Origin of the sequence: Paraburkholderia sp. BL17N1 (assembly GCF_003634175.1) — a bacterium.
Lineage (GTDB): Bacteria > Pseudomonadota > Gammaproteobacteria > Burkholderiales > Burkholderiaceae > Paraburkholderia.
The window spans coordinates 3322370-3348083 of the sequence record NZ_RBIW01000002.1 but is presented as its reverse complement, the minus strand read 5'-3'; the positions used below and the strand labels follow the sequence as shown (position 1 = coordinate 3348083).

Below are 25714 nucleotides of genomic sequence, written 5' to 3'. Positions count from 1 at the left end.
ATGCGCCCCAATGCCTCTGCCGCGAGAGTGATGCTCTCGCTCCTGCCCGCGCTGCCGACCGTGCTGGCGGTGCTCGGCACCTTGCTGCTGTTCTCGCTGTTCCTGCTGGTGCAAGGTCAGCCGGCGCCCGACGCGATCGCGCTGATTTTTCAGGGCGCATTCGGTTCCTCGTTCGCGTGGCAGAGCACCTTGCTGCGCGCCGCGCCGTTGATGCTGACCGCGTTGTGCGTCGCCTTGCCCGCACAAGTCGGCTTGATCGTGATCGGCGGCGAGGGCGCACTCGCACTCGGCGGCATGTGCGCCGCCATCGTTCCGCAGATGCTGCCGCATAACACGCCCTGGCTGATCGCCACACCGCTGATGGCGCTCGCGGGCATGCTCGCCGGCGGCGTCTGGATCGGCGCGGTCGGCGCGTTGCGGCAATGGCGCGGCGTCAACGAGACCATCAGCAGTCTATTGATGTCGTATATCGCGATCGCGGTATTCAAGCATCTCGTGGAAGGGCCGCTGCGCGATCCCGCGAGTCTCAACAAACCATCAACGCTGCCGGTGCCCGACGCGATGATGATCGGCTCGATTCCTGGACTCGAGACGCATTGGGGGCTGTTCTGGGGCGTCGTCGCATGCATCGCGGCGTGGGTGTTCGTGAAGTTCAGCACCAAAGGCTTTGCGATGCGCGTGGTGGGCGGCAGCAATCGCGCCGCGCGTCTGGTCGGCTTGCCGGTCAATGTGCTCGCGCTGACGGCGTGCGTGCTCGGCGGCGCTGCGGCGGGCCTCGGCGGCATGTTCGAAGTCGCTGCGGTGCAGGGCAGCGCGAACGCGTCGCTGCTCGCGGGCTACGGCTACGCGGGCATTCTCGTCGCCTTCGCGGCGCGCCAGAATCCGCTCGCGATCATCGCGTGCGCGCTGATGATCGGCGGCATCGAGGCGAGCGGCAGTTTGCTGCAACGGCGCCTCGATCTGCCCGACGCCACCACGCTCGTTCTGCAAGGCCTGCTGTTCGCCAACCTGCTCGCGTGGGAAGCGCTTGGCGGGCGCATCGCCGCATGGCGTGTGAAGTTGCAGGCCATTGCGCAAACCGGTCTTCCCGTGCAACTGGAGCAGACCCATGCCTGATATGCACTCGCCCATCGTCATTCTGTTGCTGTCGCTGTTCGCGGGAGCGATCCGCGTCAGCACGCCTTATCTGTTCGTCAGTCTCGGCGAGTGTCTGACCGAGAAGGGCGGCCGCGTGAATCTCGGCCTGGAAGGCATTCTCGTGTCCGGCGCGATGAGCGGTTACGCCGGCGCGTTTCTGAGCGGCTCGCCGTGGATCGGCGTGCTTGCGGCGGGTTTGGTCGGTTTGCTGCTCGGCTGTCTGCACGGTCTCGTGTGTTCGTTGCCGCGCGTATCGGATATCGCCTTCGGTATCGCGTTGATGCTGCTCGGCACCGGGCTTGCGTTCTATCTCGGCAAACCGTTTATCGAACCACAAGCGCCGATGCTGCCGTTCATCGACCTCGGCGCGTGGAGTTCGTCGCCGCAATTGCATAACGCGCTGCATCTGAATCTGCTGTTCGTGATCGGCGTGGCGCTCGCCTTCGTTCTGCAATGGGGCTTGCGCAATACGCGCTGGGGCATGGTGCTGCGGCTCGTCGGCGATCACGCGGAAACGGCGCGGGCGATGGGCTATCCGCTCACGCGTGTGCGTATCGCGGCGACCGCGGTGGGCGGTGTTTTTGCGGGCGTCGGCGGTGCCTATCTGTCGCTGGTGTATCCCGGCAGCTGGAATGAGGGGCTCTCCAGCGGCCAAGGGCTGATGGCGGTTGCGCTGGTGATCTTCGCGCGCTGGCAGCCATTGCGGTGTCTGTGGGCCGCCTTGCTGTTCGGCGCGGCGGGCGCGCTCGGTCCGGCGTTGCAGGCGATCGGCGTGACGAGTGGCTATTACCTCTATAACGCCGCGCCATATGTGCTCACGCTCGTGATCATGATCATCAATTGCCGTCCGGACCGCACGCTGGCGGGCGCGCCTGGCGAGCTGAGCCTGACGCGCTGACACGCGCTCCCATTCGCGGACCTTGCCGATATTCAGGAACCCAAACCAGGACACCCAGACCATGACCCGATTCATCGAAGCGAGACCCTACCCGTGGCCGTACGACGGCAATCTGCGCCCTGAGAACACCGCGCTCGTGATCATCGACATGCAGACGGACTTCTGCGGCCACGGCGGCTATGTCGACAAGATGGGCTACGACCTCTCGCTCACGCGCGCGCCGATCGAGCCGATCAAACGCGTGCTGAAGACCATGCGCGAGCAGGGCTTCACGATCATTCACACGCGTGAAGGCCACCGTCCCGACCTCTCCGATCTGCCCGCCAACAAGCGCTGGCGCAGCCGCCGCGCAGGCACCAACGGCGTGGGCATCGGCGACGATGGTCCGTGCGGCAAGATCCTCGTGCGTGGTGAACCGGGCTGGGACATCATCGACGAACTGAAGCCGCTCGCGGGCGAGATCGTGATCGACAAGCCCGGCAAAGGCTCGTTCTGCGCGACCGATCTCGAACTGATCCTGCGCACGCGCGGCATCGAGAATCTGATTCTGACCGGCATCACGACCGATGTCTGCGTGCACACGACCATGCGCGAAGCCAACGACCGCGGCTTCGAATGCACGGTGCTCGCCGACTGCTGCGGCGCAACCGACAAAAGCAATCACGACGCCGCCTTGCACATGATCACGATGCAAGGCGGCGTGTTCGGCACGGTGTCGGACTCCGGCGCTTTGCTGCTAACGCTAGGTGGATGATCATGTCGACCGTACGGCAAGCTCTCGGTGTCGAAGTCATGCATGCGTGCAAATCGTTCGGCGCGTTTCGCGCGCTGGACGATGTCTCGATCAAGGTGAAGGCCGGCACGATCCACGCATTGCTCGGCGAAAACGGCGCGGGCAAGAGCACGCTCGTGAAGGGACTGGTCGGCTACGGCGTGCTCGACGACGGACAGATCGCCGCCGACGGCCGCGAGGCGCACATCCATTCGCCGCGCGACGCGCAAGCGCTCGGTATTGGCATGGTCTATCAGCATTTCACGCTGGCGTCGGGTTTGTCTGTCGAAGAAAATCTGCTGCTCGCGCGCGGACAGATGCCGTGGAAAATCGACTGGAAAGCGGAACGTGCCGCGCTAGTGGCATTCATGCAGCGCATGCCGTTCCGCCTGCCGCTCGATGCGCCGGTCGCGGCGCTTGCCGCGGGTGAAAAGCAGAAGCTCGAAATCCTCAAGCAACTCTACTTGCAACAGCGCTTCCTGATACTCGACGAACCAACGTCCGTGCTGACGCCGCAGGAAGCCGACGAAGTGCTCGGCCTGATGCGCGACCTGACCACGCGCGGTGAACTGACCGTGCTGATGATCACGCACAAGTTCCGCGAAGTGATGGCCTACGCGGACGACGTCACCGTGTTGCGCAAGGGGCGCCAGGTCGGCACCAGCGCGGTGGCGAATACGAGCCGCGATGAACTCGCCGCATGGATGATGGGCACGGTGGCAGCGAGCGACGCGCCGGTCATGGCCGCAGTGACGGAGGAGCGCGTCCGGCGCAAACCGCTCGATGAATCGGCCCAGGTGCGCCTTGCACTACGCGACGTATCCGTGGAAGACGATCGAGGCCACACGGCAGTGAAGCACGCGACGCTGTCCGTGCGCGCGGGAGAAATTCTTGGGCTCGCGGGCGTCTCCGGTAACGGTCAGAAGGAACTCGTGGAGGCGCTAGTCGGCCAGCGTCGCGTGAAGACCGGCGACATGCAGGTCGCCGGCAAGCCGTACCAGGCGACCCGCGAGCAGATGACGCAACGGCGCGTCTTCGCGATCCCCGAAGAGCCGCTGAAAAACGCCTGCGTCGGCGCCATGAGCGTGGCGCAGAATCTCGCGCTGCGCGACTTCGACCGCGAGCCGTTGCGGCGCGGCGGCTGGTGGCTCGATCGCCGTGCCATGCGCGAGCGCGCTACGCAGTTGATCGGCGAATTCAATGTGCGGCCGCCCGTACCCGAGCGCGCGATCGGCACGCTGTCGGGCGGCAATGTGCAGCGTGCCGTGCTGGCGCGCGAACTCGGGCAACCGGTGGATGTGCTGATCGTCGCGAATCCCGTGTTCGGTCTCGACTTCGCATCCGTGGCCGATATCCATGCGCGTCTGATGGCCGCGCGCGACGCGGGCGCGGCCGTGCTGCTGGTCAGCGAAGACCTCGACGAACTGCTCGAACTCGCGGACCGCATCATGGTGATCGCCGAGGGCGAGCTGGTGTACGAAACCCCGGCGGCACGCGCGGATCGCACCGTGCTCGGCCAGCATATGGCCGGCCACGGCGACACGCCCACGCAACCCGCCGTGCCCGCCGAAAAACTTAGGGAAGCCATCGGATGACATCGACTAACACGCTGACCATCGACGCCCAACCCGGCCCGTTCAGCTTCGACTCCGCGAAAACCGCGCTGATCGTGATCGACATGCAGCGCGACTTCATCGAGCCGGGCGGCTTCGGCGAATCGCTCGGCAACGACGTCTCGCTGCTCGCGGACATCGTGCCGACCGTGGCCGCGTTGCTGGCCTTCGCACGCAAGCAGGGATGGTTCGTCGTGCATACGCGTGAATCGCACGCTCCGGATCTGTCCGACTGTCCGCCGGCCAAACGTCTGCGCGGCGCGCCGAATGCGCGCATCGGCGACGCCGGGCCGATGGGCCGCATCCTGATTCGCGGCGAGCCCGGCAATGCGATCATCGAACCGCTCGCGCCGCTGGCCGGCGAACTGGTGATCGACAAACCCGGCAAAGGCGCGTTCCATGCGACCCGCCTCGGCGAGGAGCTCGCCATACGCGGTGTCACGCATCTGGTGTTCGCCGGCGTGACCACCGAAGTGTGCGTGCAAACGTCGATGCGCGAAGCCAACGACCGCGGCTACGACAGCCTGCTGATCGAAGACGCCACCGCGAGCTATTTCCCCGCCTTCAAACAGGCGACGCTCGACATGGTGCGCTCGCAAGGCGGCATTGTCGGCTGGACCGCGCCTTTTTCTTCGTTGATCGAAATTGACGGGACGACCCGAGCATGGAAGTAAATCAGCCCGAAATCGTTGCACAGGTGCATGCGGCGTTCATCGAGTACGAGCGCGCGCTGGTCGATAACGATGTCGCGGCCATGAACGCGCTGTTCTGGCACACGCCGGAAACGGTGCGCTACGGCATCGCCGAAATTCAGCATGGCGGCGAGGCGATCCGCGCGTGGCGCGAGCGCTGCGAGCCGGTGGCGAAGTCGCGCAAGCTGCACCGAACCGTGGTGACGACCTTCGGCACGGACTTCGCCACCGTGAGCACCGAGTTCACCAGCGACACGACGCATCTGCTCGGCCGCCAGATGCAGACCTGGGCGAGACTCAATCCCGAGGAAGGCTGGAAAATCGTCGCCGCGCACGTGAGTCTCATCCATTCGCCGGCCAGCCCATGAAACACCGATAATAAGAAAAAAGGGACCCTGGCATCATGAACGACGACCCGACGAATCTGCTGGAGACACCTGCCGCGCCGGCTGCGGCTAATCCGCTTGCCGAGCAGGTGTACCAGCAGCTCAAGACCGATATCTTCAGCTTTCGCCTGTTTCCCGGCGACCGCTTTTCCGAAAACGGCATCGCGCAGCACTACGGCGTGTCACGTACGCCGATGCGCGACGGCCTGTTCCGTCTGCAGCGCGAAGGCTATCTGGAAGTCGGCTTCCGGCGCGGCTGGAAAGTGGCGCCGATCAACTTCGATCAACTCGATCAGCTCTACGATTTGCGCATTGTGCTAGAAGTCGCGGCGGTGGAGCGGGTGGGCGCGGGTGGTGACGTCGCGCATGCGGCCGTCGAGGCATTGAAGGCGATCTGGTGCGTGGCGCCCGAGTCGCGCGAGAGCGATCCGGTGAAAATGTTCGGCATGGACGAAAACTTTCACCGGCAACTCGTCGCCGCCACCGGCAACGCGGAAATGCTGCGCGTGCATAACGAAGTGACCGAGCGCATCCGCATCGTGCGGCGGCTCGATTTTCTGAAGCCGCACCGCACCAGCGCGACTTACGACGAGCACTCCACCATGCTCAACCTGATCGAACGCAACCGCCTGACCGAGGCGATCATTCTGCTGCGCGCGCATATCACGCAGAGCAAGCTGGAAGTGCGCAAGATCACGCTGTCGATGCTAGCCGCGGCGCGCGATAGCAAGCTGCCGTTCGTTTCCTGAGCGGCAGCTTGTCGAGCTTTCACTGGCAAGCCAGGCTCAGTCGTAAGAAAACGCACCGCCGAATTTGTCGATGCGTTCGAGCGCCATACCCGAGCCGCGCACCACGCAAGTAAGCGGCGCTTCGGCGACGAACACCGGCAAGCCGGTTTCCTCGGCGAGCAACCGGTCGAGATCGCGCAGCAGCGCACCGCCGCCTGCCAGCATGATGCCGCGCTCGGCGATGTCGGCGCCCAGTTCCGGCGGCGTCTGTTCCAGCGCGATCTTCACGGCCGAGACGATCTGGTTGAGCGGATCGGTCAGCGCTTCGAGAATCTCGTTGCTGGACACCGTGAAGCTCCGCGGAATGCCTTCGGACATATTGCGGCCTTTGACTTCCATCTCCTTGACCTCGGAGCCCGGAAACGCGGAGCCGATTTCCTTCTTGATCGCTTCGGCGGTTTGCTCGCCGATCAGCATGCCGTAGTTGCGGCGAATGTAGTTGACGATCGCGTCGTCGAACTTGTCGCCGCCCACGCGCACCGAGCCTTTATAGACGATGCCGCCGAGCGAGATCACGCCCACTTCGGTCGTGCCGCCGCCGATATCGACCACCATCGAGCCGGTCGGATCGGACACCGGCAAGCCCGCACCGGTGGCCGCGGCCATCGGCTCCTCGATCAGATAGACCTGCGAGGCGCCCGCGCTGTGCGCGGCTTCCTTGATCGCGCGCCGCTCAACCTGGGTCGAACCGCAAGGTACGCAGATGATGATGCGCGGCGACGGCGCGAACATACGCGACTCGTGCGCCATCTGGATGAAGCGCTTGATCATCTGCTGGGTGATGTTGAAGTCGGCGATCACGCCGTCCTTCATCGGGCGGATCGCCTCGATATTGCCCGGCACCTTGCCGAGCATCTGTTTTGCTTCCTTGCCGACGGCCAGAATGATTTTCTTGCCATTCGGGCCGCCTTCCTGACGAATCGACACCACCGAGGGCTCGTCCAGCACGATGCCCTTGCCACGCATGTAAATCAGGGTGTTCGACGTGCCGAGGTCGATGGCCAGGTCATTGGAAAAATAGCCGCGCAGAAAACCGAACATGCAAATTCCTGTCTCTCGGAAGTCGGGCGCAAAGCGCCGCTTGGAGTGCCGCCCGAAGGCGGCAGGCGACCAGTTGACGGTCGGGAGAGACGCAAGAATAACAGTTTCGGGTCCGCGGGCTGTCTAGCGGTTGCGATTGCGGCGCCTTGCGGGCCGCTTACTGCGCGTTGGCAAGCTCCGGATCGATATAGGCGCTCACGTTCTGCGACTGTTTGTACACGGCGTTGCGTACGTTGAACTTGTCGGCGTTCACGCTCGAACCGTACACGGAGTCGAGTCCGTCACCCTTGGTAAAGGCCTTTTTCGCCGCCGCGGCGTCGAGCAGGTGCGTGCCTTTCAGCAAGGGCAGGTACTGCGCAGGCGTGAGACCGACCCGCGCGGACATGATCCTGACCGCGTCCGGCTGTGTCTTCGGATCGTTGATATAGGCCACGCAGCGATACCAGACCTTGATCACCTTGGCCCAGTCGGCCTTGCGCGATTGCAGGCTGACGGGGTTGACCGTGATCGCGTCGTAGATCAGGCCGGGGGCGTCGGCGGAGGTGAAGATGGGCCGCGAGCCGGGCACGCGCTTGAGCGCTTCGCCCGCGTTCGGTTGCCAAGCGCCGACCGCGGCGACGTCGCCGGACGAGGCGAGCACTTGCGGCAATTCGTTGGTCTTCGCATTGACGAGCGTGAGGTCCGATTCCTTCAGCGCATGTTTTTCGAGCGCGGTGTCGAGCAGCAGGTGATCGACGAGACCCATTTCCACGCCGACCTTCTTGCCCTTCAATCCTTCCACCGTGCGCACCGGCGGCTTGGCGACGATCATGTCGTTGCCGCTCGAATAGTCGGTGAGCAGGATCATCACGTTCTTCGCGCCGCTTGCACCCGTCACGAGCGCGTCGCCGTTGGTCGCACCGACCGCGTCGAGCTTGCCGGCGGAAAATGCATCGAGCGACGCTGAGTAGTCGAACCATTGAAAATTCACGTCCACGCCCGCTTCCTTGAACCAGCCTTTTTCGATGGCGATCTGGAAAGCGACGAAGCCGGGCCAGTCGCTATAGCCGATGGCGAGCGGCGCGGCCGCGGCTTGCGCCGGGCTGGCGGCAGGGCCCGCGGCAAGACCGATAGCGAGTGCGGCGGCGGCCACAGCGAGCGCGCCACGCGTGCGCAGGGCCGAAGCGAAGCGGGCAGGCGAGGCGAGTGATGCACGGGGAGTGCGAGACGTCAGAACGGATTCGAAGCGTTTCATCGTTTTCTCCAGGAGACCGGTCAATTGCGATTGTTGAGTTGGATCGCGCGGCGACTGCGCGATGAAACAACATGACCGGTTCCCGCGAGAGAACAACGACGCGGAAACTGCGGGAGACAAACACCGGCCACGGAGAGGCACGATAGACATTGCTATCGCCAATCTCCCGGGCTTTTGTCCCGCCGTGTAGTGCGGCCGTCAGTACGTGCCTGCAATCGGATTGCAAGCGAACCGGGCGGCGCACCGGGCTGCTCTCGGACCAGACATTCTCGCGAACCGGAACCCTAGCATCCCTAAGATGCGACGCTGCCGCACCTCTCGGTGAATCATCTAGCGAGAAATATGCCAGCGGATCGCGCGACTGAGATCATGCGAACGCTTCAACTTCGGCGTCGCGTGAGCGAAGTCAATCCAGCGCCGCAAACCGTTGATGCACGTAAGCGAGAAACTGCTCCAGCCGTTCCTCGATCGAGGCCGCGAGGCTCACCTGCTTGATGCGGCGATCCTCGGCGGAACTCGTTTCCAGCAGCCAGCCGCCGTCGATCAACTCCTGCACGTACCGCACGGCGGTGCGGCGGCTCACGCCCGGCATGAATTCGTAGAGCGCTGTCTTGGCGAAGTGATCGTCCTGATCCACCCACATGCGGCAGAACAGGTCGCTGTAGTTCAGGTCGTTCAGGCCGAGATCGCCGAAATGCGCCGACCACTGCCAGTCCATGTCGAGAATGGCGCGCGCGACGGCTTGCCCCTTGGCTCGCGCAATTTTCTTCTTCATCGATTCACCACGAGGAGGAGGGCTGCACAGTTTAAGTGCTAATCGAGCCGGAAATCGGGCGCGCGAAAATATTCCACGGCCACGTAGGGATAGTTTATTGACTCGTTCTTTTCATGTGTACTATTGCATGCAAATTTGCATGTAAATGGAGAAGCGATGAAATTCGAATTGTTCAAGACGTTCTGGGGATTCGACGGCGGCCCGCGCGATGCCGCGCCGCTCGTGCGGGCGGCCGGCTTCGACGGCATCGAAGCGCCGGTGCCGTCCGGCGGCGCAGCGCGCGATGCCTTTGCGCAGGCCATTGCCGACGAGCGCCTGGGTTTCATCGCGGAGATCACGACGGCCGGCAGCTACGTGCCGGAACGTTCCGCGACGCCTGCCGATCATCTGCGAGACTTCGAGGAGAAGATCGTCTGGGGCAAGCCGCTCGAACCGCGCTTCTTCAACGTCATGGCCGGTTGCGATGCCTGGCCGGCGGCGACCCAACTGGACTTCTTCGCGCGCGCGGTGGAGATCGCGGCGAAACACGATGTGACGTGCAGCTTCGAAACGCACCGTGGGCGCTCGTTCTATAACCCCTGGATCACTCGCGACGTCGCGCGCGCCGTGCCCGCGCTCAAGCTGACCTGCGACTTCAGCCATTGGGTGTCGGTGTGCGAGCGGCTGCTCGACAGCGAGTGGGACACGATCCTCGAACTGGCGCCGCATGCGCATCATCTGCATGGGCGTGTCGGCTATCCGCAAGGTCCGCAGGTGCCGCATCCGGCGGCGCCCGAGTATGCGGACTGCCTTGCCTCGCATCAGCGGATCTGGGAAGCGCTGTGGAGCGCGCAGATCGAGCAGGGCTACACCGTCACGACGATGACACCGGAGTTCGGTCCCGACGGCTATCTGCATACGCTGCCGTTTACGAACGCGCCGGTGGCCGATCTGTGGGAGATCAATACATGGATGGGGCGCGAGGAACGGCGCCATCTGGCTGCGTTTCTTGCCGAGCGCGAAGGAGGCGGCGAGCGAAACGAGCAGACGCAATCTCAAACCAGCGCGCAGCTTGTCTAGGCACATCTCATGAACCGAACCCATACGAGCTTTCAGCAACTACCCATCGTCGACGTGAGCGGCCTCTTCAGCGACGACGCCAGCCAGCGGCTCACCACAGCGCGCGCACTCGATCGCGCGGCACGCGAGGCCGGCTTTTTCTATGTCACCGGCCATCAGGTGCCGCGCGCGCAGCAAAGCGCGTTGATCGAGCAGGCCAGGCGCTTCTTCGCTGCCGAACATGAATGGAAGATGCGCTACTACATCGGCAAGTCGACGGCGCATCGCGGCTATGTGCCGGAGGGCGAGGAAGTCTTCGCGGGCGGCAAGCGCGACAGGAAGGAAGCCTTCGACACCGGCCGCGAGCTGCCCGCCGACGACCCCGACGTGCGCGCCGGCACGCCGATGCTGGGCCCGAATACCTGGCCGGAACAAGCGGGTTTTCGCGAAGCGGTGGGCGGCTACTACGAAGCGGCGTTCGAACTCGGCCGCGCCCTGTTTCGCGGCTTCTCGCTCGCGCTCGGCTTGCCCGAACAGCACTTCGACCGGTATTTGCGCAAGCCGCCGAGCCAGTTGCGGCTGATCCACTATCCATTCGATCCGTCGGCGGAAGACCGGCCCGGCATCGGCGCGCATACCGACTACGAGTGCTTCACGATCCTGCTGCCGACCGCGCCCGGACTCGAAGTGATGAACGGCGAGGGCGAGTGGATCGATGCGCCGCCGGTCGAGAACGCGTTTGTCGTGAACATCGGCGACATGCTGGAAGTGTGGACGGGCGGGACGTATGTCGCGACGTCGCACCGCGTGCGCAAGGTGCGGGAGGAGCGCTACTCGTTCCCGCTCTTTTTCGCCTGCGACTATCACACGGTCGTCGCGCCGCTGCCGCCATTCGCGACGCCCGAAGCGGTGGCGAAATACCCGCCCGTGTCGGCGGGCGACCATCTGTTCGCGCAGACGGCGCAGAGTTTTACCTATCTGAAGGAACGTCTCGAACGAGGAGAACTACAGTTGCCCGATGGTTCGAAAGCGTTGGCAAGCTTCGGCCAACAGGCGCGCTATGCGAGCGCGGATCTGGACACTCAAGGCTGAGCGAAAACGAGCTGCGATCCAATCGCAAATGCCTGGCATCAAGACAACACGCCGCTTCAGTCACGAGCGGCGCTGCTGCTTTTGCAACTCGATGAAACGTGCCGACATCAAGGTGTAAAGCGCGCGTCGGATAGCGGCAAGCGTCGGCATGGTCGTGTCAGGAAGGGAGTGGATGTGGCGCATTGATACGCACACACCATGCCATCGCTCAGAGCCATGTCCAGCGTCGCGCGGGCGCGCGTCGAGCCCAATCGTGGTGCCCGGCGCATCCAACTGGTGCGGATTCACAAGCGGCGCTGGTGCGTGAGCGATCGGCTCACACATAACTGCTTGCCGCGCGCATCGCATCCAATCCCTTGCTGCGCCACACTTGCCGCATCCTTGAGACAACGCTGGCACGCAACTCGCTTAGCTACGCAGCGAGAGGTGCGAAGTAATTTGCATCATCTTCAGGATCGCTAGGGTTCCGGTCGTGTGCAGGTCAATGCGCACGATGTCTGGTCCGAGAGCAATCCGGTCTTGCCGTTCACCTTCTTTCAAGGCGCCGGCGAGGCTCCACGGAGGGATAAAAGCCCGGGAGGTCGCGATGTCGGTCAATCGCCCTCTCATGCTTATTCCCAACCGATACCTGGAGCCTCCATGTCGACGCAATCCCCTGTCGATCTCGCACCGATCCCGCACGTGGCATGGGAAACGGCGATTCCCGCCGGCACGCACTGGTCCGGCGTGCTGCGCCGTGGCATGGCGTTGCGCGTCGTCGATAGCGAAGGCGGCGCGAATCTGGCCGCCGTGTTCTACCGGCACGACGAACCGCTCGAACGCTACAACATGGCCGATACGCTGAAGGCGCAGCACACCGCGCATCTGACGCGCGGCCACGTGCTCTATTCAGACATGGGCCGCGTGCTGGCGTCGATCACCGCCGATACGCTCGGCTGGCACGATCCGCTCGGCGGCATCGGCGACGCGGAATCGTCCGCGGCGAAGTACGGCGAGGCCCGCTATCAGCAGTGTCGCAATGCAATGATCCGCAACGGCCGCGACAGCCTGCTGCTCGAACTGGCGAAGCACGGACTCGGCACACGCGACCTCGTCGCCAATATCAACTTCTTCAGCAAACTCGCGATCGACGAGGACGGCGCGCTTAGCTTCGTAGCGGGCCATTCGCCGGCGGGCGCCGCGTTCGATCTGCGCTTCGAAATGGACACGCTCGCCGTGTTTTCGACCGCACCGCATCCGCTCGACCCTTCATCCGAATACAAGCCGGGGCCCGTCAAGCTGATCGCGTACCGCGCCTATGCGGCCGACGCTTGCGTGCCGGCCGACGATCCCTGCCGCTGCGCGTGCCCGGAGAACGGGCGCGGCTTCGTCAACACCGACCGTCTGTTCGTTTAAGGAGACCCGCGATGCCTATTATCGAAAGCAAGCTCGAACTCCGTCATGCGGTCTACGACCTCACGCTGCCTTCGGGCGAGCCGTGGCTGCATGAAGTCAAACGCGGCCAGGCGTTCCGCATTCTCGACCTGGAAGGCAATCAGGCTGTGGACACGCTGTTCTATAACAGCGCCGATCCGCTCGAACGCTATAGCGCGCAAGACACGATCCGCGCGCAACGCAATCTCTATCTGTCCGCCGGCAGTGTGCTCATGTCGAACCTCGGCAAGCCGATGCTGAGCATCGTCGCCGACACGTGCGGCCGTCATGACACGCTCGGCGGTGCTTGCGCGGCCGAGAGCAATACCGTGCGTTACGCGCTCGACAAGCGCCATATGCATAGCTGCCGCGACAGTTTCCTGCATGCGATCACGCATTGCACGTGCGGCGTGGGCACGCAACTCGGCAAGCGCGACATCGTCAGCAATATCAACTTCTTCATGAACGTGCCGGTGACGCCGCTCGGCAAACTGACGTTCGAGGACGGCATCTCCGCGCCGGGCAAATATGTCGAAATGCGCGCCGAAATGGATGTCACAGTGCTCATCTCGAACTGCCCGCAGTTGAATAATCCGTGCAACGGCTACAACCCGACGCCCGTGCGACTGACGATCTGGGATGCCCAATGAGATTCCACAAAGTCCTGATTGCCAATCGCGGCGAGATTGCCTGCCGCGTGATTCGCACGCTCAAGCGGCTCGGTATCGCGTCGGTCGCGGTCTATTCCGAAGCCGACCGCCATGCCATGCATGTGATGCTCGCCGATGAAGCGGTCTGCATCGGCCCGGCGCTCGCGGCGCAGAGCTATCTGAACGGCGCGGCAATTCTCGAAGCGGCGCGTGCAAGCGGCGCCGACGCTGTGCATCCCGGCTACGGTTTTCTGTCCGAGAACGCCGCCTTCGCGCAAGCGTGCGACGACGCCGGGATCCGCTTCATCGGCCCAACGCCGCAGCAGATGCGCGAGTTCGGCCTGAAACATACGGCGCGTGAAATCGCGCAAGCCAACGACGTCGCCTTGCTGCCGGGCACAGGCTTGCTGCCCGACGTGAGCGCGGCGTTGCGCGAGTCGGAGTCGATCGGCTATCCGGTCATGCTGAAGAGCACCGCGGGTGGCGGTGGCATCGGCATGTCGCTGTGCCGCGATGCCGCGCAACTGGAGAGCGTGTTTGCGTCGGTCGCGCGGCTCGGCGCAGCGAACTTTGCCAATGCGGGTGTGTACGTCGAGAAGTTCGTGGAAAACGCACGTCATATCGAAGTGCAGATTTTCGGCGACGGCAAAGGCGGCGTGATCTCGCTCGGCGAACGCGATTGTTCGGTGCAGCGGCGCAACCAGAAGGTGATCGAGGAGACGCCTGCGCCTGGCCTCACGCACGCGGAACGCAGCGCGCTGCATGCGAGCGCCGTGCGTCTCGCTCAAGCCGTGAAGTACAAGTCAGCGGGCACCGTGGAGTTCGTGTTCGATGCCGACACGCGCCGTTTCTATTTCCTCGAAGTGAACACGCGATTGCAGGTCGAGCACTGCGTGACGGAAGAAGTGACGGGTATCGATCTGGTCGAGTGGATGATCCGCGAAGCCGAGGGCGAACTTGCGCCGCTCGATACGCTGGCGCCCGTGCCGCAAGGTGCGAGCATTCAGGTGCGGCTGTACGCGGAAGACCCGCACAAACAGTTTCAACCGAGTGCAGGCGTGCTGACGCATGTCGCGTTCGCCGCCGACGCGCGAGTCGACACGTGGGTCGATTCGGGCACGGAAGTCAGTGCGTTCTACGATCCATTGCTCGCCAAGCTGATCGTCAAAGGCGAATCACGCGAGGCTGCGCTGACTGCGTTGCGTGCCGCGCTAGAACAAACGCAGTTATATGGCATCGAGACCAATCTCGACTATCTGCGCGCCATTGCCGGATCGTCGACGTTTGCGCGCGGTGAGCAGACCACTGCGTTCCTGTCGCGCTTCATGTTCGCTCCGCATACGATCGACGTGCTCGACGGCGGCGTGCAGACCACCGTGCAGCAGACGCCCGGACGAACCGGCTACTGGGACATCGGCGTGCCGCCGTCGGGTCCGATGGACGATCTGTCGTTCCGCCTCGCCAACGAACTGCTCGGCAATCCCGCCGACGCGGCGGGGCTCGAATGCGCGATGGTCGGCGCCACGCTGCGCTTCAATACCGCGACGCTTTTCGTGCTCGGCGGCGCGCCGCTCGCCGCCACGCTCGACGGCGCGCCTGTCACGTTATGGCAAGTCACGCGCGCGCCGGCGGGCGCCGTGCTCAAACTCGGCGGCGTGACGGGCGCGGGCATGCGCGCATGTCTCGCGCTGAAGGGCGGCCTGCAGGTGCCGGACTATCTGGGCAGCAAGGCGACCTTCACGCTCGGGCAGTTTGGCGGCCACGCAGGTCGCGCTTTGCGCAAGGGCGACGTGCTGCATCTCGCCGATGGCGCGGATCGCGGTGAAGCGGGGGCGCAACTGGACGCAACGCGCGTGCCGGTGCTGACGCACGACTGGACGCTCGGCGTGCTCGACGGCCCGCACGGCGCGCCCGATTTCTTCACGCCCGACGACATCGCGATGCTCTACGGCACGCGCTGGACGGTGCACTACAACTCCAGCCGCACAGGTGTGCGCCTGATCGGCCCGAAGCCGCAATGGGCACGCACGGATGGCGGCGAGGCGGGGCTGCATCCGTCGAATATTCACGACAACGCGTACGCGGTCGGTGCGGTGGACTTCACCGGCGATATGCCCGTAATTCTCGGTCCCGACGGTCCGAGCCTCGGCGGCTTCGTGTGTCCGGTCACGGTGGTGGGCGAGGAATTGTGGAAGCTCGGTCAACTGCGTCCGGGCGATACGGTGCGCTTCGAACGGGTGCCGGTCAAAGCGGCGCAACGCGTGACACCGGCGAGCGAAGCGGATCACGATTGCATCCTCTATCGCGACCCGACGGCAGGCGAGGGCACCGGCGTGGTCTATCGCCGCTCCGGCGATCAGAACGTGCTGATTGAATACGGTCCGCTCGTGCTCGACCTGAACCTGCGCTTTCGCGTGCATGCATTGATGAACTGGCTCGACGCGCACCGCTTGCCGGGCATCATCGATCTGACGCCGGGCATCCGTTCGCTGCAGGTGCATTTCGATCACCGCGTGCTGTCGCACGACACGTTGCTCGCGCATCTGCAGCAAGCCGAGCGCGAACTGCCCGCCGTGGACGCGATGCGCGTGCCGAACCGCATCGTGCATTTGCCGCTCTCATGGGACGACCCGTCGACGCGGATCGCGATCGAACGCTACATGCAATCTGTGCGTCCCGACGCGCCGTGGTGCCCGAGCAATATCGAGTTCATTCGCCGCATCAACGGACTGCATAGTATCGACGACGTGAAGCGCATCGTGTTCGACGCACGCTATCTCGTCATGGGTCTCGGCGACGTCTATCTCGGCGCGCCGGTCGCGACGCCGCTCGATCCGCGTCACCGGCTCGTCACCACCAAGTACAACCCGGCGCGCACGTGGACGCCGGAGAACGCGGTGGGCATCGGCGGTGCGTATCTGTGCGTGTATGGCATGGAAGGTCCGGGCGGTTATCAGTTCGTCGGCCGCACCGTGCAGATGTGGAACCGCTATCGCACCACGCGCGAGTTCGAAGCGGGCAAGCCATGGCTGCTGCGCTTCTTCGATGAGATCCGTTTCTACGAAGTGAGCGAGGCCGAACTGGCCGAGCTGCGCACGGACTTTATCGCGGGCCGCGCGAGTCTGAAGATCGAGGAGTCCGTGTTCGACCTCGGCGCGTACAACCGCTTTCTGAAGGACGAAGCCGAGTCGATCGCCGCGTTCAAAGGCACGCAGCAAACCGCCTTCGATGCGGAACGCGAGCGCTGGGACGCGGCCGGACATGCTGGATATGTCGGCGAAACGGACGGCGATGCGGCGCATGCCGGCAACACGACGAACGACGCGCTTGCGGCTGGCCAGCAAGGCATTGTCGCCGACGTGTCGGGCAGCGTGTGGAAGCTGCTCGTCAAGGCCGGCGAACGGGTCGCCGACGGCCAGGTGGTGGCGATCGTCGAGTCGATGAAGATGGAAATCTCCGTCACCGCGAGCGGCGACGGCGTGATCGAAACGATCGACTGCGCGGAAGGCGCGGCGGTCGTCGCGGGTCAACGATTGATGGTGATGCGCGCCGGCATTGCAGCCGACGCCACCGAGGAGGCTACGTGCAAATGAAATCCCACGACGATCTGTTCCAGTCCATGTCGATCGAAGCGCTGCGGGCGCGCTATCGCGCCGGCAGCCTCACGCCGGCGCAACTGGTGGAAGCGATCGCCGCGCGGACTTCGGGCGACGATCCGCATCACGCATGGATCCGCCCATTGAGCCGCAACGAGATGCTGCGTTACGCCGACGCGCTCGAAGGCCGCGACATCGACGCACTGCCGCTCTACGGCGTGCCGTTCGCCATCAAGGACAACATCGACCTGGCCGGCATTCCGACCACCGCCGCGTGCCCCGCTTATGCGTACACGCCCACGGTTAGCGCGCCGGTAGTCGCGCGCCTGATCGCGGCGGGCGCGATTCCGATCGGCAAGACCAATCTCGACCAGTTCGCCACGGGTTTGTCCGGCCAGCGCTCGCCGCACGGTGCGTGCCGCAACGCGCTCGATCCGCGCTACGCGTCGGGCGGCTCGAGCTCCGGTTCGGCGGTATCGGTCGCGCTCGGGTTGGCGGCGTTTTCGCTGGGCACCGACACGGCCGGCTCGGGACGCGTGCCGGCTGCATTCCACGGCCTGTTCGGACTGAAGCCGACCAAGGGCGTGCTGAGCACGCTCGGCGTGGTGCCGGCGTGCAAATCGCTCGACTGCGTGTCGATTTTCGCGCGCTCGGCGGACGACGCGCAGCGCGCGTTCGACGCCGCGCGCGGTGTCGCGCCAAGTGATCCGTATGCGCGCGAATTCCAGCCGCCGCCGGGCGCCGCGCAACCTGGCGCGCAACCGTCGCTGCGCGGTGTGCGCTTCGGCGTGCCGCGCGCGGACCAGCTCGAATTTTTCGGCGACACCTCGTACGCGCACGCTTTCGATGCCGCGCTCACGCGTTTGCGAGCCGCCGGCGCCGAACTGGTCGAGATCGACTTCGAGCCGTTCCTCGCCACCGCGCGGCTGCTTTATGAAGGACCGTGGGTCGCCGAGCGGCTCGCGGCGATCCGCGAGTTCGCCGACACGCAGCCCGACGCGCTGCATCCGGTGATCCGCGAGATCATCGGCGGCGCGGCGCGCTGGAGCGCGGCCGATGCGTTCGCCGCGTTCGACCGCCTCGCGTTCCTGCGTATGCAAGCGGCGCAAGTCTGGCAGCGCATCGACGCCATCGTTACGCCGACTTCGGCGACGACCGCCACCGTCGACGAACTGGAAGCGGACCCGATCCGCGTGAACTCGCGCTTCGGCTACTACACGAACTTCGTCAACCTGCTTGACCTGTCCGCATTGGCGGTGCCGGCCGGCGTCTGCACGGTCGGCCGGCATGCGGGCTTGCCGTTCGGCGTGAGCTTCGTCGCGCGTGCCCAGGAAGACATCGTGCTGCTCGATCTGGCGCGCGCGTGGCTCGACGAAACGACCGCCGCTCCAGGATCCATATACGACGCAACCACAGTCCGCCCCGGAGAATCCCATGGCCGTCATTGACAGAACCGAATGGTTCGCGGTGCGCCGCGAACTCTCCGCGCGCGGCAAATGGCTGTTAGGGGCGGGCTCGTTCCTGTTGCCGCTGCTGGTCTGGTGTCTGGTCAGCTACGTGCCGTTCATCTGGCATCCGCAGGTGCTGATCGAGACGCCGGGCAGCGTCGACTATTTCCAGCCGGGCATGCGTGTCGACAAGGACGTGTTCGCCGATGAACTCGCCCACGCGCGCGACGCCCATGCCGCCTTGCCGGCCGGCGAACCGGTCAACCCGGTGTATTTGCCCGCGCCCCATGAAGTGCTGCGCGCGTTCTATACCGCGTTCACCACGCCGCCCGCGTCGCGCGACGGCGTCTGGCTGCATCAGAGTCTCTGGCACAGCATTCAGGTGATCTTCTGGGGCTTCGTGCTGTCGTCGGTGATCGGCGTGCCGATCGGCATCGTGTGCGGCACGTACAGCGCGATCGCGCGCTTGCAGGAGCCGTTCTTCGAGTTCTTCCGCTACTTGCCCGCGCCCGCGTTCGGCGCGCTGATGGTGGCGATTCTCGGCATTTACGACGGCCCGAAGATCGCGATCATCGTGATCGGCACGCTGTTCCAGCAGGTGCTGATCGTGGCCAACACCACCCGCAAGCTCGAATACGGCCTGTTCGAAGCCGCCATGACGCTCGGCACCAGGAAGTTTAAGCTGCTCACGCACGTGGTGATCCCCGGCATCCTGCCCGACCTGTACCGCGACCAGCGCATTCTGCTCGGCTGGGCGTGGACGTATCTGATCGTGGCGGAACTGGTTGGGACCAGCTCCGGCATCACCTGGTACATCACGCAGCAGGCGCGCTACCAGCATTTCGACAACGTCTATGCGGCGATCATGATGATCGGCATCATCGGCCTCGGCACCGATCTCGTGCTGGCCTTTCTCGGCCGCAAGCTGTTTCCGTGGGACCGCACGCTCAAGGCGTAGCGGACGGTTTCGTGACACGGCTTATCGCAGGCACCGCAGCGCATTCAAAGGATTCCATCATGTTAAATCCGCAACCCGTTCCGTCGTACCTGATCCAGTCCGAAGCGGTACGCGAGCGTTTCGACCGCCTGAAATCGCGCGAGGTGATTCTGGAGGTGCGCGACCTCGGCAAGCGCTTCAAGGCGGCACAAGGCGAGTGCACGGCGCTCGACGGCATCAGTTTCAAGACGCACCGGCGTGAGTTCGTCTGCGTGATCGGACCGTCGGGCTGCGGCAAGTCCACGCTGGTGCGCATTCTCGCCGGCCTGGAGGCGCAGACGAGCGGCAGCGTGCTGCTCGACGGCAAGCCGGTGCAAGGGCCCGGCGCCGACCGCGGCATGGTGTTTCAGGGCTACACGCTGTTTCCGTGGCTGACGGTCAAGAAGAACGTCATGTTCGGTCTGAAGATGAACGGCCACAGCACTCTGCATGCGGAACGCGAGGCGCTGCAGTGGCTCGATCTGATCGGTCTGACGAAATTCGCCAATGCCTATCCGCATCAGTTGTCGGGCGGCATGAAGCAGCGCGTGGCGATTGCCCGCGCGCTCGCCAACCGGCCGCGCATTCTGCTGATGGACGAACCCTTCGGCGCACTCGACGCGCAAACGCGCGCGAAGATGCAGACGCACCTGCTGGATATCTGGCGCAACATCGACGTGACCGTGCTGTTCATCACGCACGACCTGGACGAGGCGATCTTTCTCGCCGACCGGATTCTGGTGCTGAAGGCGAATCCCGGCGAGGTGCAGGAGTTGATCGAAGTGCCGGTGCCGCGGCCGCGCGACTATTCGCAGGTCACTTCGCCGGAGTTTCTGGCGACCAAGGCGCGGCTCGAAGCCTTGATCCATCCACCTACGGAGGCCCGCGACGAGGAGGACGACGTGGTCAAACCGCACATGATCCGTATGACCGACATCGCGGACAACGTCGAGTAGGTCGCAGCGCATCGACATTACCGGATCGTAATCGCCCGTTGGGGTGCTTGACGGTATGATTCCACCGTCAATGCCACGCGGAGCAACCGATGCGCATCCTGGTGATCGAGGACGAGCTGAAAACAGCGGCCTACCTCAAGAAGGGCCTGGAAGAGTCCGGCTATGCGGTCGACGTGGCCAACGACGGCCCGCAAGGGCTGATCCTCGCGCTGGAAGAAGAGTACGACGTGATCGTGCTCGACGTGATGCTGCCGGGCATGGACGGCTGGACCGTCGTCAAGACCTTGCGCGCGAAACGCACCACGCCCGTGCTGTTCCTGACCGCGCGCGACGACATCGACGACCGCGTGCGCGGCCTCGAACTCGGCGCGGACGATTACCTCGTCAAACCCTTTGCCTTCGTCGAACTGCTGGCGCGCGTGCGCACGCTGGCGCGCCGTGGCCCGCCGCGCGAAAGCGAACTGATCAAGGTGGGCGATCTGGAAATGGACGTGAACCGCCGTCGCGTGAAGCGGGGCGGCACGCGTATCGACCTCACGCCGCGTGAGTTCTCGCTGCTGCAACTGCTCGCGCGCCGTCAGGGCGAAGTGCTGAGCCGCACGCAGATCGCCTCGTATGTGTGGGATATGAATTTCGACAGCGACACCAACGTGGTCGAAGTCGCGATCCGCCGCTTGCGCACCAAGATCGACGACAACTTTCCCGTCAAGCTGATCCACACCGTGCGCGGCGTGGGCTACGTGCTCGAACTGAAGGACACTGCCTGATGCGCGGCCGCTCGCTTGCCGCGGCGCTCGCGCTGGCGTTCGGCGCCACCACGCTGACGGTTTTCGTGCTGGTCGGCAGTTTCCTGTATGTCGCGCTCGAAAAGCAGATCAAGGCGCAGGACAATCTCGACATCGTGCTCGCCGCGCGTCACGCACGACGTCTCGCTGAGGAACTGGAGTCGGCGCAAAGCCTGCGCGACCATAGCGAGCGTTTGACTAGCGTCGTGCTCGGCAACGAAGCGCTGTCGATGGAAGTGTTCGATCCCGACGGCAAGCGCGCGATCGAACACAACATCGCCGGCGCGCTTGCCGCACCGGATGCGGCGAGCGGCGCCGCGACCGTCGCAGGGTTGCCGCCGCTCACGCGCGTGGCCGCGACGGCGCGCATCACCGAGGCCGATATCGGCGACTGGACTGGCCGTAACGGCGCGCCGATCCGCGGCATTTTCACGGACGCACGGCTGCGTAACGGCGACACGGCGAGCCTGCTGGTGGCGCGCAACATGAGCGACCGCTGGCGGCTGCTGGACCGTTACCGCGACAAGCTCAACATGGCGGGCGTGGCCGGCGTGGTGCTGGCCATGCTGCTCGGCTACCTGCTGATTCGCGCCGCGCTGCGGCCGTTGCGCGATATCGCGGCGAGCGCGAGCCTCGTCACGGTGAACCGCCTCGATACGCGAATCGCGGTGGCGCGCGTGCCGAGCGAACTCGAAGCTCTGGTGGCCTCGCTGAACGCGATGCTCGAACGCGTCGAGCACGGGTTCCAGCGTCTGTCGCGTTTCACCGCCGACCTCGCGCACGACATGCGCACGCCGCTCAGCAACATGCGCGGCGCCGCTGAAGTCGCGCTCGCCCGGCCGCGCTCCGTCGACGAATACGAAACGCTGCTCGCCTCGAATCTGGAAGAGTGCGACCGGCTCTCGCGCATGATCGAGAGCGTGCTGTTTCTGGCGCGCGCCGAGCATCCGCAGTTCGTCAAACAACTGCGCGAGTTCGACGCGGCGCAGGAGTTGACTCACATCGCCGAGTATTTCGAAGGCATTGCCGACGATGCGAATGTGCGTTTGCGCGTGAGCGGCGCGGCTACCGTGACTGCCGATCTCGAGTTGTTCCGCCGCGCCGTGAGCAATCTGCTCGCCAACGCGATTCGCTATACGCCGCCGGGCGGCGAGATCGTGCTGGACGCCGGCGCGTCGGCCGAAGCCGTGCGCGTGAGCGTGGAGAACCAGGGACAGCCGATTCCCGCCGAGCATCTCGAACGGATTTTCGACCGCTTCTATCGGGTCGATCCGTCGCGCAGTTCGCTGCCGTCTTCAGGATTGCCGCAAGGGTCCACGGGATCGACCGGGCTCGGGCTTGCCATCGTGCGCACGATCATGGAGCTGCACGGCGGCTCCGTGCATGCGGAAAGCGATGCGCGCAGCACGCGGTTCGTGGTGAAATTTCCGCGCGCCAGCTAGATCGCAACACCTTGCTCGCGCTATCTGGCAGACACCGCGTTCAAGCATTTCACCGCGGTGCCTTCGCCGGAATTCGCGCACCCTCCGCTTACATCGACCCCACCGCGCTCTTGCCTTCATTACCCCACGTGCCGCCCAACGCCTTCAGCAACAGCACACTCGACTCCAACTGCCGCGCGGCGATCTGATCCGCGAAGCGCTGGTTCGTCAGCGCAATCGTCTGCGCGGTCACCACGTCGAGGTAGCTGACCGCGCCCGCGTTGAAGCGGTTCGTCGTGAGCCGCAGCGACAGGTCCGCGGCCGTGGTGGCGCGCTGCTGGCTGGCGGCTTCGTCGGCGAGGGAATGCAGGGCGGACAGGTTGTCCTCGACCTGCTGGAACGCCACCAGCACCGACTGTCGATAGTCCGCCACCGCGCCGTCGTATTGCGCGGTGGCGCCGTGCAGGGTTGCTTTACGCTTGCCGCCGTCGAACAGCGTGCCGGCCAGTTGCGGACCGAGCGACCAGAACAGGCTCGGCGCGCTCAGCCATGGCGCGAAAAACGTGCTTTCGAGCCCGGCGCTTGCGGACAACACCAGATCGGGAAAGAACGCCGCATGGGCCGCGCCGATCTGCGCATTCGCGGATGCCACGCGCCGTTCGGCAGCGGCGATATCGGGGCGCCGTTCCAGCAATTGCGACGGCACGCCAATCGGAATTGCGGGCGGCGTAATGGCCGAGCCGTTCGGCGGCAGCGTGAAGGTCGATGCCGGTTCGCCGATCAGCGTCGCGATCGCGTGCTGCATCTGCGCGCGCGTCACGTCGATGTCGGTGTCTTGCGTGCGTGTCGCTTCGAGTTGCGTCGTGGCCTGCGCGACGGCGGAGGCATCGATCGCGCCGTTTTTCAACTGCTGCTGCAGCAGATTTAACGCGGCGGCGTAGGCATTCACGCTGTCGTCGAGCAGCTTCTTCTGCGTGTCGAGCGAGCGCAGCGAGAAATAGTCGACGGCCAGATCGGCGCTCATCGACAGGCGCACGCCTTCGAGGTCCGCTTCGCTCGCCTGCGCGTCCGCCTGCGCGCCGTTCACACTGTCGCGTATCTTTCCGAACAAATCCGGCTCCCAGCTCGCCGCAACGCCCGCCGAATAGTCGGGCACGGTCTTGCCCGCGAGCGACTTACCTTCGACGTTCTGCGAGGTCCGAAAGCGCTGCTGCGCGGCACCGGCGGTGATGGTCGGGAAGAAACCGGCACGCTGATAGTCCACCACCGAGCGCGCCTGCTGGACCTGCGCGACCGCCTTGCGCACGGTCTGGTTCGACACGTCGATGCGCGCCTCCAGCTCGTTCAGCACGGGATCGTTGAAGATCGTCCACCAGGGGCCGCGCGGCGTGGCGTCGGCCGGCGCGGCCTGCGCCCAGCCGGGTGTGGCGGCTGTGTGCACGGCGCCCGCGTACTGCGCTGGAATCTCGGCGCTCGGGCGTTGATACGCAGGCAGGGTCGAGCACGCGCTGAGCAGCGCGCCGATCAGCGTGGCCGCCAGCGCGCGGCGCGGCCGTGACCGTGAAAGAGACAGGTTGATCATCGGCAAATCCTTTGTCTGACGAAGCACTCAGCCATGCATGGCCGGCATGATCTGAACCATCTGGCCGCTAGCGATCGAATCGCCAGGGTTGTCGATCACGCGGTCCGAGGCGCCGAGTCCCGTCGTGATTTCCACGTGCGTGCCGAAATCGCGGCCGATCTGCACGGTCTTGAGCAGCGCCCGGCCATTGTTGTCGACCACGGCGACCGTCACGCCGTCCGGCCGGAACAGCAACGCGCTGACCGGCAGATCGAGCGCCGGCGTGGTCGATTGCAATTGCAGATGCACCTGCGTGTAGGCGCCGGGCATCAACGCGCCGTCCTTGTTGTCGACGTCGATCTCGACGCGCAGCGTGCGGCTCGATGGATCGATCGAACCGGTGCTGCGCGCCACCTTCGCCGCGATATGGCGGCCGGGATACTGCTGCGCGGTCAGATACACGGCCGTGGTCGGCGTGACGTACGGCGCGTCGTTCTGCGGCACGTCGACGAACACACGCAGCACGCCGTTCTGCTGGATATGGAACAGCTCGCCCGACATGCCCGCGGCGCCGGGCGTGCCGCCCGCCGTCACCAGCGCGCCGACGTCGACGTTGCGCGCGGTGATCACGCCGTCGAACGGCGCGGTGATCTTCTCGTACGAGACGAGTTCGGCGAGATGCGCGACATTGGCCTGGGCCGACGCCAGCATCGCGCGACGCGCTTCCATATCGCTGACCTTGCTGTCGGCGTCCTGTTGGGCGACCGATTGGGTCTTGAGCATGTCCTGCCAACGCTGCGCGGTGGTTTTCGCGTAGTCGAAATTGGCCTGTGCGGTGGCTTCGTCGGCGCGGGCCTGGCGCAGTTGCGCGTCAAGATCAGGGGCTTCGATCGTCGCGAGAACCTGGCCGCTCTTCACCTGCGCGCCGATGTCGGTGTTCCAGTGAGCGAGGTAGCCGCTGGTGCGCGCATAGATGGATGCTTCGGCGAACGGCGTGACGGCGCCGGGCAGCAGCAGCTCGTTGACGGCCGGCGCGGGGCGCGGCTTGACCACCGACACGCTGAGCATGCTTTGCGCTTGCGTTTGCTCCGTGAGCGCGGCGCTCGCATGCAGACGCGGCACGATGCCGATGATCAGCAAGACCGCGGCAAGACCGCAGAGCGCGAAGGGCCAGAGACGGCGGTGCGTTCCGGCGTTTGTCTCGCGGTGGGAACCGGCGTCGTCGGCCGCTTGCTCCCGCTTGTCACGCGTGGATTCGACGGATGGGGCGGCATGCGCCTGCGCGCCGCGGTCTGATTCCCGCGCGGCTGAAGCTGCTGGCGCGAGGTCAGCAGCATGAGCGGCGTCTGGCGCGCGAGTTTCAGCGGCGTTGGCAACCTGTTCGGGCTGCCCACCCAACTTCGGCGGAAGTGATGAATCGTTCATAAAAAAGGTCTCGTCGA

At 64.9% G+C, this 25714-nt stretch carries 22 protein-coding genes and 2 riboswitches; of the genes, 17 read left to right on the top strand and 5 right to left on the bottom strand.

The features are described from left to right. From B0G82_RS34925 to B0G82_RS34895, 7 genes are all read left to right on the top strand, one after another. On the top strand, positions 1-1116 hold the full coding sequence (locus tag B0G82_RS34925; RefSeq protein WP_116144896.1) for an ABC transporter permease: 1116 nt from the start codon (positions 1-3) through the stop codon (positions 1114-1116). Continuing rightward, a complete protein-coding gene (locus B0G82_RS34920; protein WP_121310562.1) occupies positions 1109-2035 on the top strand; it encodes an ABC transporter permease in 927 nt (308 codons plus the stop codon). The genes B0G82_RS34925 and B0G82_RS34920 overlap by 8 nt, the downstream gene beginning before the upstream one ends. A 61-nt stretch (positions 2036-2096) precedes the next feature. Continuing rightward, positions 2097-2789 (top strand): isochorismatase family cysteine hydrolase, encoded by a 693-nt coding sequence (locus tag B0G82_RS34915; RefSeq protein WP_121310561.1) that lies wholly within the window; start codon positions 2097-2099, stop codon positions 2787-2789. Positions 2790-2791: 2 nt separating this feature from the next. Then, positions 2792-4402 (top strand): ABC transporter ATP-binding protein, encoded by a 1611-nt coding sequence (locus tag B0G82_RS34910; RefSeq protein ID WP_199730204.1) that lies wholly within the window; start codon positions 2792-2794, stop codon positions 4400-4402. Further along, on the top strand, positions 4399-5094 hold the full coding sequence (locus B0G82_RS34905; RefSeq protein ID WP_121310560.1) for a cysteine hydrolase: 696 nt from the start codon (positions 4399-4401) through the stop codon (positions 5092-5094). The genes B0G82_RS34910 and B0G82_RS34905 overlap by 4 nt, the downstream gene beginning before the upstream one ends. Continuing rightward, positions 5085-5480: an oxalurate catabolism protein HpxZ gene (gene hpxZ, locus B0G82_RS34900; RefSeq protein ID WP_121310559.1), complete on the top strand. Its 396-nt coding sequence runs from the start codon at positions 5085-5087 to the stop codon at positions 5478-5480. The genes B0G82_RS34905 and hpxZ overlap by 10 nt, the downstream gene beginning before the upstream one ends. A gap of 35 nt (positions 5481-5515) precedes the next feature. Further along, positions 5516-6247 carry a GntR family transcriptional regulator gene (locus B0G82_RS34895; RefSeq protein ID WP_121310558.1) on the top strand — a complete coding sequence of 244 codons (732 nt, stop codon included), beginning with the start codon at positions 5516-5518 and terminating at the stop codon, positions 6245-6247. 36 nt (positions 6248-6283) lie between these two features. Here B0G82_RS34895 and B0G82_RS34890 read toward each other — a convergent pair whose 3' ends face one another. The 3 genes from B0G82_RS34890 to B0G82_RS34880 form a co-directional block, all read right to left on the bottom strand. Then, entirely contained in the window at positions 6284-7327 is a 1044-nt protein-coding gene (locus tag B0G82_RS34890) for a rod shape-determining protein (protein ID WP_106278011.1), read from the bottom strand. 157 nt (positions 7328-7484) lie between these two features. After that, positions 7485-8561, bottom strand: a complete 1077-nt coding sequence (locus tag B0G82_RS34885) for an ABC transporter substrate-binding protein (protein ID WP_121310557.1) — start codon at positions 8559-8561, stop codon at positions 7485-7487. Between the two features lie 161 nt (positions 8562-8722). Next, positions 8723-8860: riboswitch (guanidine-I (ykkC/yxkD leader) on the bottom strand. A 107-nt stretch (positions 8861-8967) separates the two neighbouring features. After that, complete coding sequence (locus B0G82_RS34880; protein WP_116121687.1) at positions 8968-9336, bottom strand: MarR family transcriptional regulator; 369 nt, start codon at positions 9334-9336, stop codon at positions 8968-8970. A gap of 156 nt (positions 9337-9492) precedes the next feature. Between B0G82_RS34880 and B0G82_RS34875 the strand changes: the two genes are divergently transcribed. From B0G82_RS34875 to B0G82_RS34820, 10 genes are all read left to right on the top strand, one after another. Continuing rightward, the gene (locus B0G82_RS34875) at positions 9493-10395 is read left to right on the top strand and encodes a TIM barrel protein (RefSeq protein WP_121310556.1); all 903 of its coding nucleotides are present in this window, start codon (positions 9493-9495) and stop codon (positions 10393-10395) included. A 9-nt stretch (positions 10396-10404) separates the two neighbouring features. Then, positions 10405-11466 (top strand): 2-oxoglutarate and iron-dependent oxygenase domain-containing protein, encoded by a 1062-nt coding sequence (locus B0G82_RS34870; RefSeq protein WP_121310555.1) that lies wholly within the window; start codon positions 10405-10407, stop codon positions 11464-11466. Between the two features lie 447 nt (positions 11467-11913). Further along, positions 11914-12048: riboswitch (guanidine-I (ykkC/yxkD leader) on the top strand. Between the two features lie 57 nt (positions 12049-12105). After that, complete coding sequence (locus B0G82_RS34855; RefSeq protein WP_121310552.1) at positions 12106-12861, top strand: urea amidolyase associated protein UAAP1; 756 nt, start codon at positions 12106-12108, stop codon at positions 12859-12861. 11 nt (positions 12862-12872) lie between these two features. Next, positions 12873-13529, top strand: a complete 657-nt coding sequence (locus B0G82_RS34850; RefSeq protein ID WP_121310551.1) for an urea amidolyase associated protein UAAP2 — start codon at positions 12873-12875, stop codon at positions 13527-13529. Next, on the top strand, positions 13526-17122 hold the full coding sequence (uca, locus tag B0G82_RS34845; protein ID WP_121310550.1) for an urea carboxylase: 3597 nt from the start codon (positions 13526-13528) through the stop codon (positions 17120-17122). Before B0G82_RS34850 ends, uca begins: the two co-directional genes overlap by 4 nt. Beyond that, on the top strand, positions 17119-18573 hold the full coding sequence (gene atzF / locus B0G82_RS34840) for an allophanate hydrolase (protein ID WP_121310549.1): 1455 nt from the start codon (positions 17119-17121) through the stop codon (positions 18571-18573). The genes uca and atzF overlap by 4 nt, the downstream gene beginning before the upstream one ends. Further along, a complete protein-coding gene (locus B0G82_RS34835; protein ID WP_116144871.1) occupies positions 18560-19531 on the top strand; it encodes an ABC transporter permease in 972 nt (323 codons plus the stop codon). Before atzF ends, B0G82_RS34835 begins: the two co-directional genes overlap by 14 nt. A gap of 59 nt (positions 19532-19590) precedes the next feature. Continuing rightward, on the top strand, positions 19591-20505 hold the full coding sequence (locus B0G82_RS34830) for an ABC transporter ATP-binding protein (protein ID WP_121310548.1): 915 nt from the start codon (positions 19591-19593) through the stop codon (positions 20503-20505). An 89-nt stretch (positions 20506-20594) separates the two neighbouring features. Next, a complete protein-coding gene (locus tag B0G82_RS34825; protein ID WP_121310547.1) occupies positions 20595-21272 on the top strand; it encodes a heavy metal response regulator transcription factor in 678 nt (225 codons plus the stop codon). Beyond that, on the top strand, positions 21272-22732 hold the full coding sequence (locus B0G82_RS34820; RefSeq protein ID WP_121310546.1) for a heavy metal sensor histidine kinase: 1461 nt from the start codon (positions 21272-21274) through the stop codon (positions 22730-22732). Before B0G82_RS34825 ends, B0G82_RS34820 begins: the two co-directional genes overlap by 1 nt. 88 nt (positions 22733-22820) lie before the next feature. Here the strand turns inward: B0G82_RS34820 and B0G82_RS34815 are convergent, their stop codons facing one another. Both B0G82_RS34815 and B0G82_RS34810 read right to left on the bottom strand, forming a co-directional pair. Beyond that, on the bottom strand, positions 22821-24293 hold the full coding sequence (locus tag B0G82_RS34815) for an efflux transporter outer membrane subunit (RefSeq protein WP_121310545.1): 1473 nt from the start codon (positions 24291-24293) through the stop codon (positions 22821-22823). 27 nt (positions 24294-24320) lie between these two features. After that, on the bottom strand, positions 24321-25697 hold the full coding sequence (locus tag B0G82_RS34810) for an efflux RND transporter periplasmic adaptor subunit (protein WP_121310544.1): 1377 nt from the start codon (positions 25695-25697) through the stop codon (positions 24321-24323). Positions 25698-25714 lie beyond the last annotated feature (17 nt).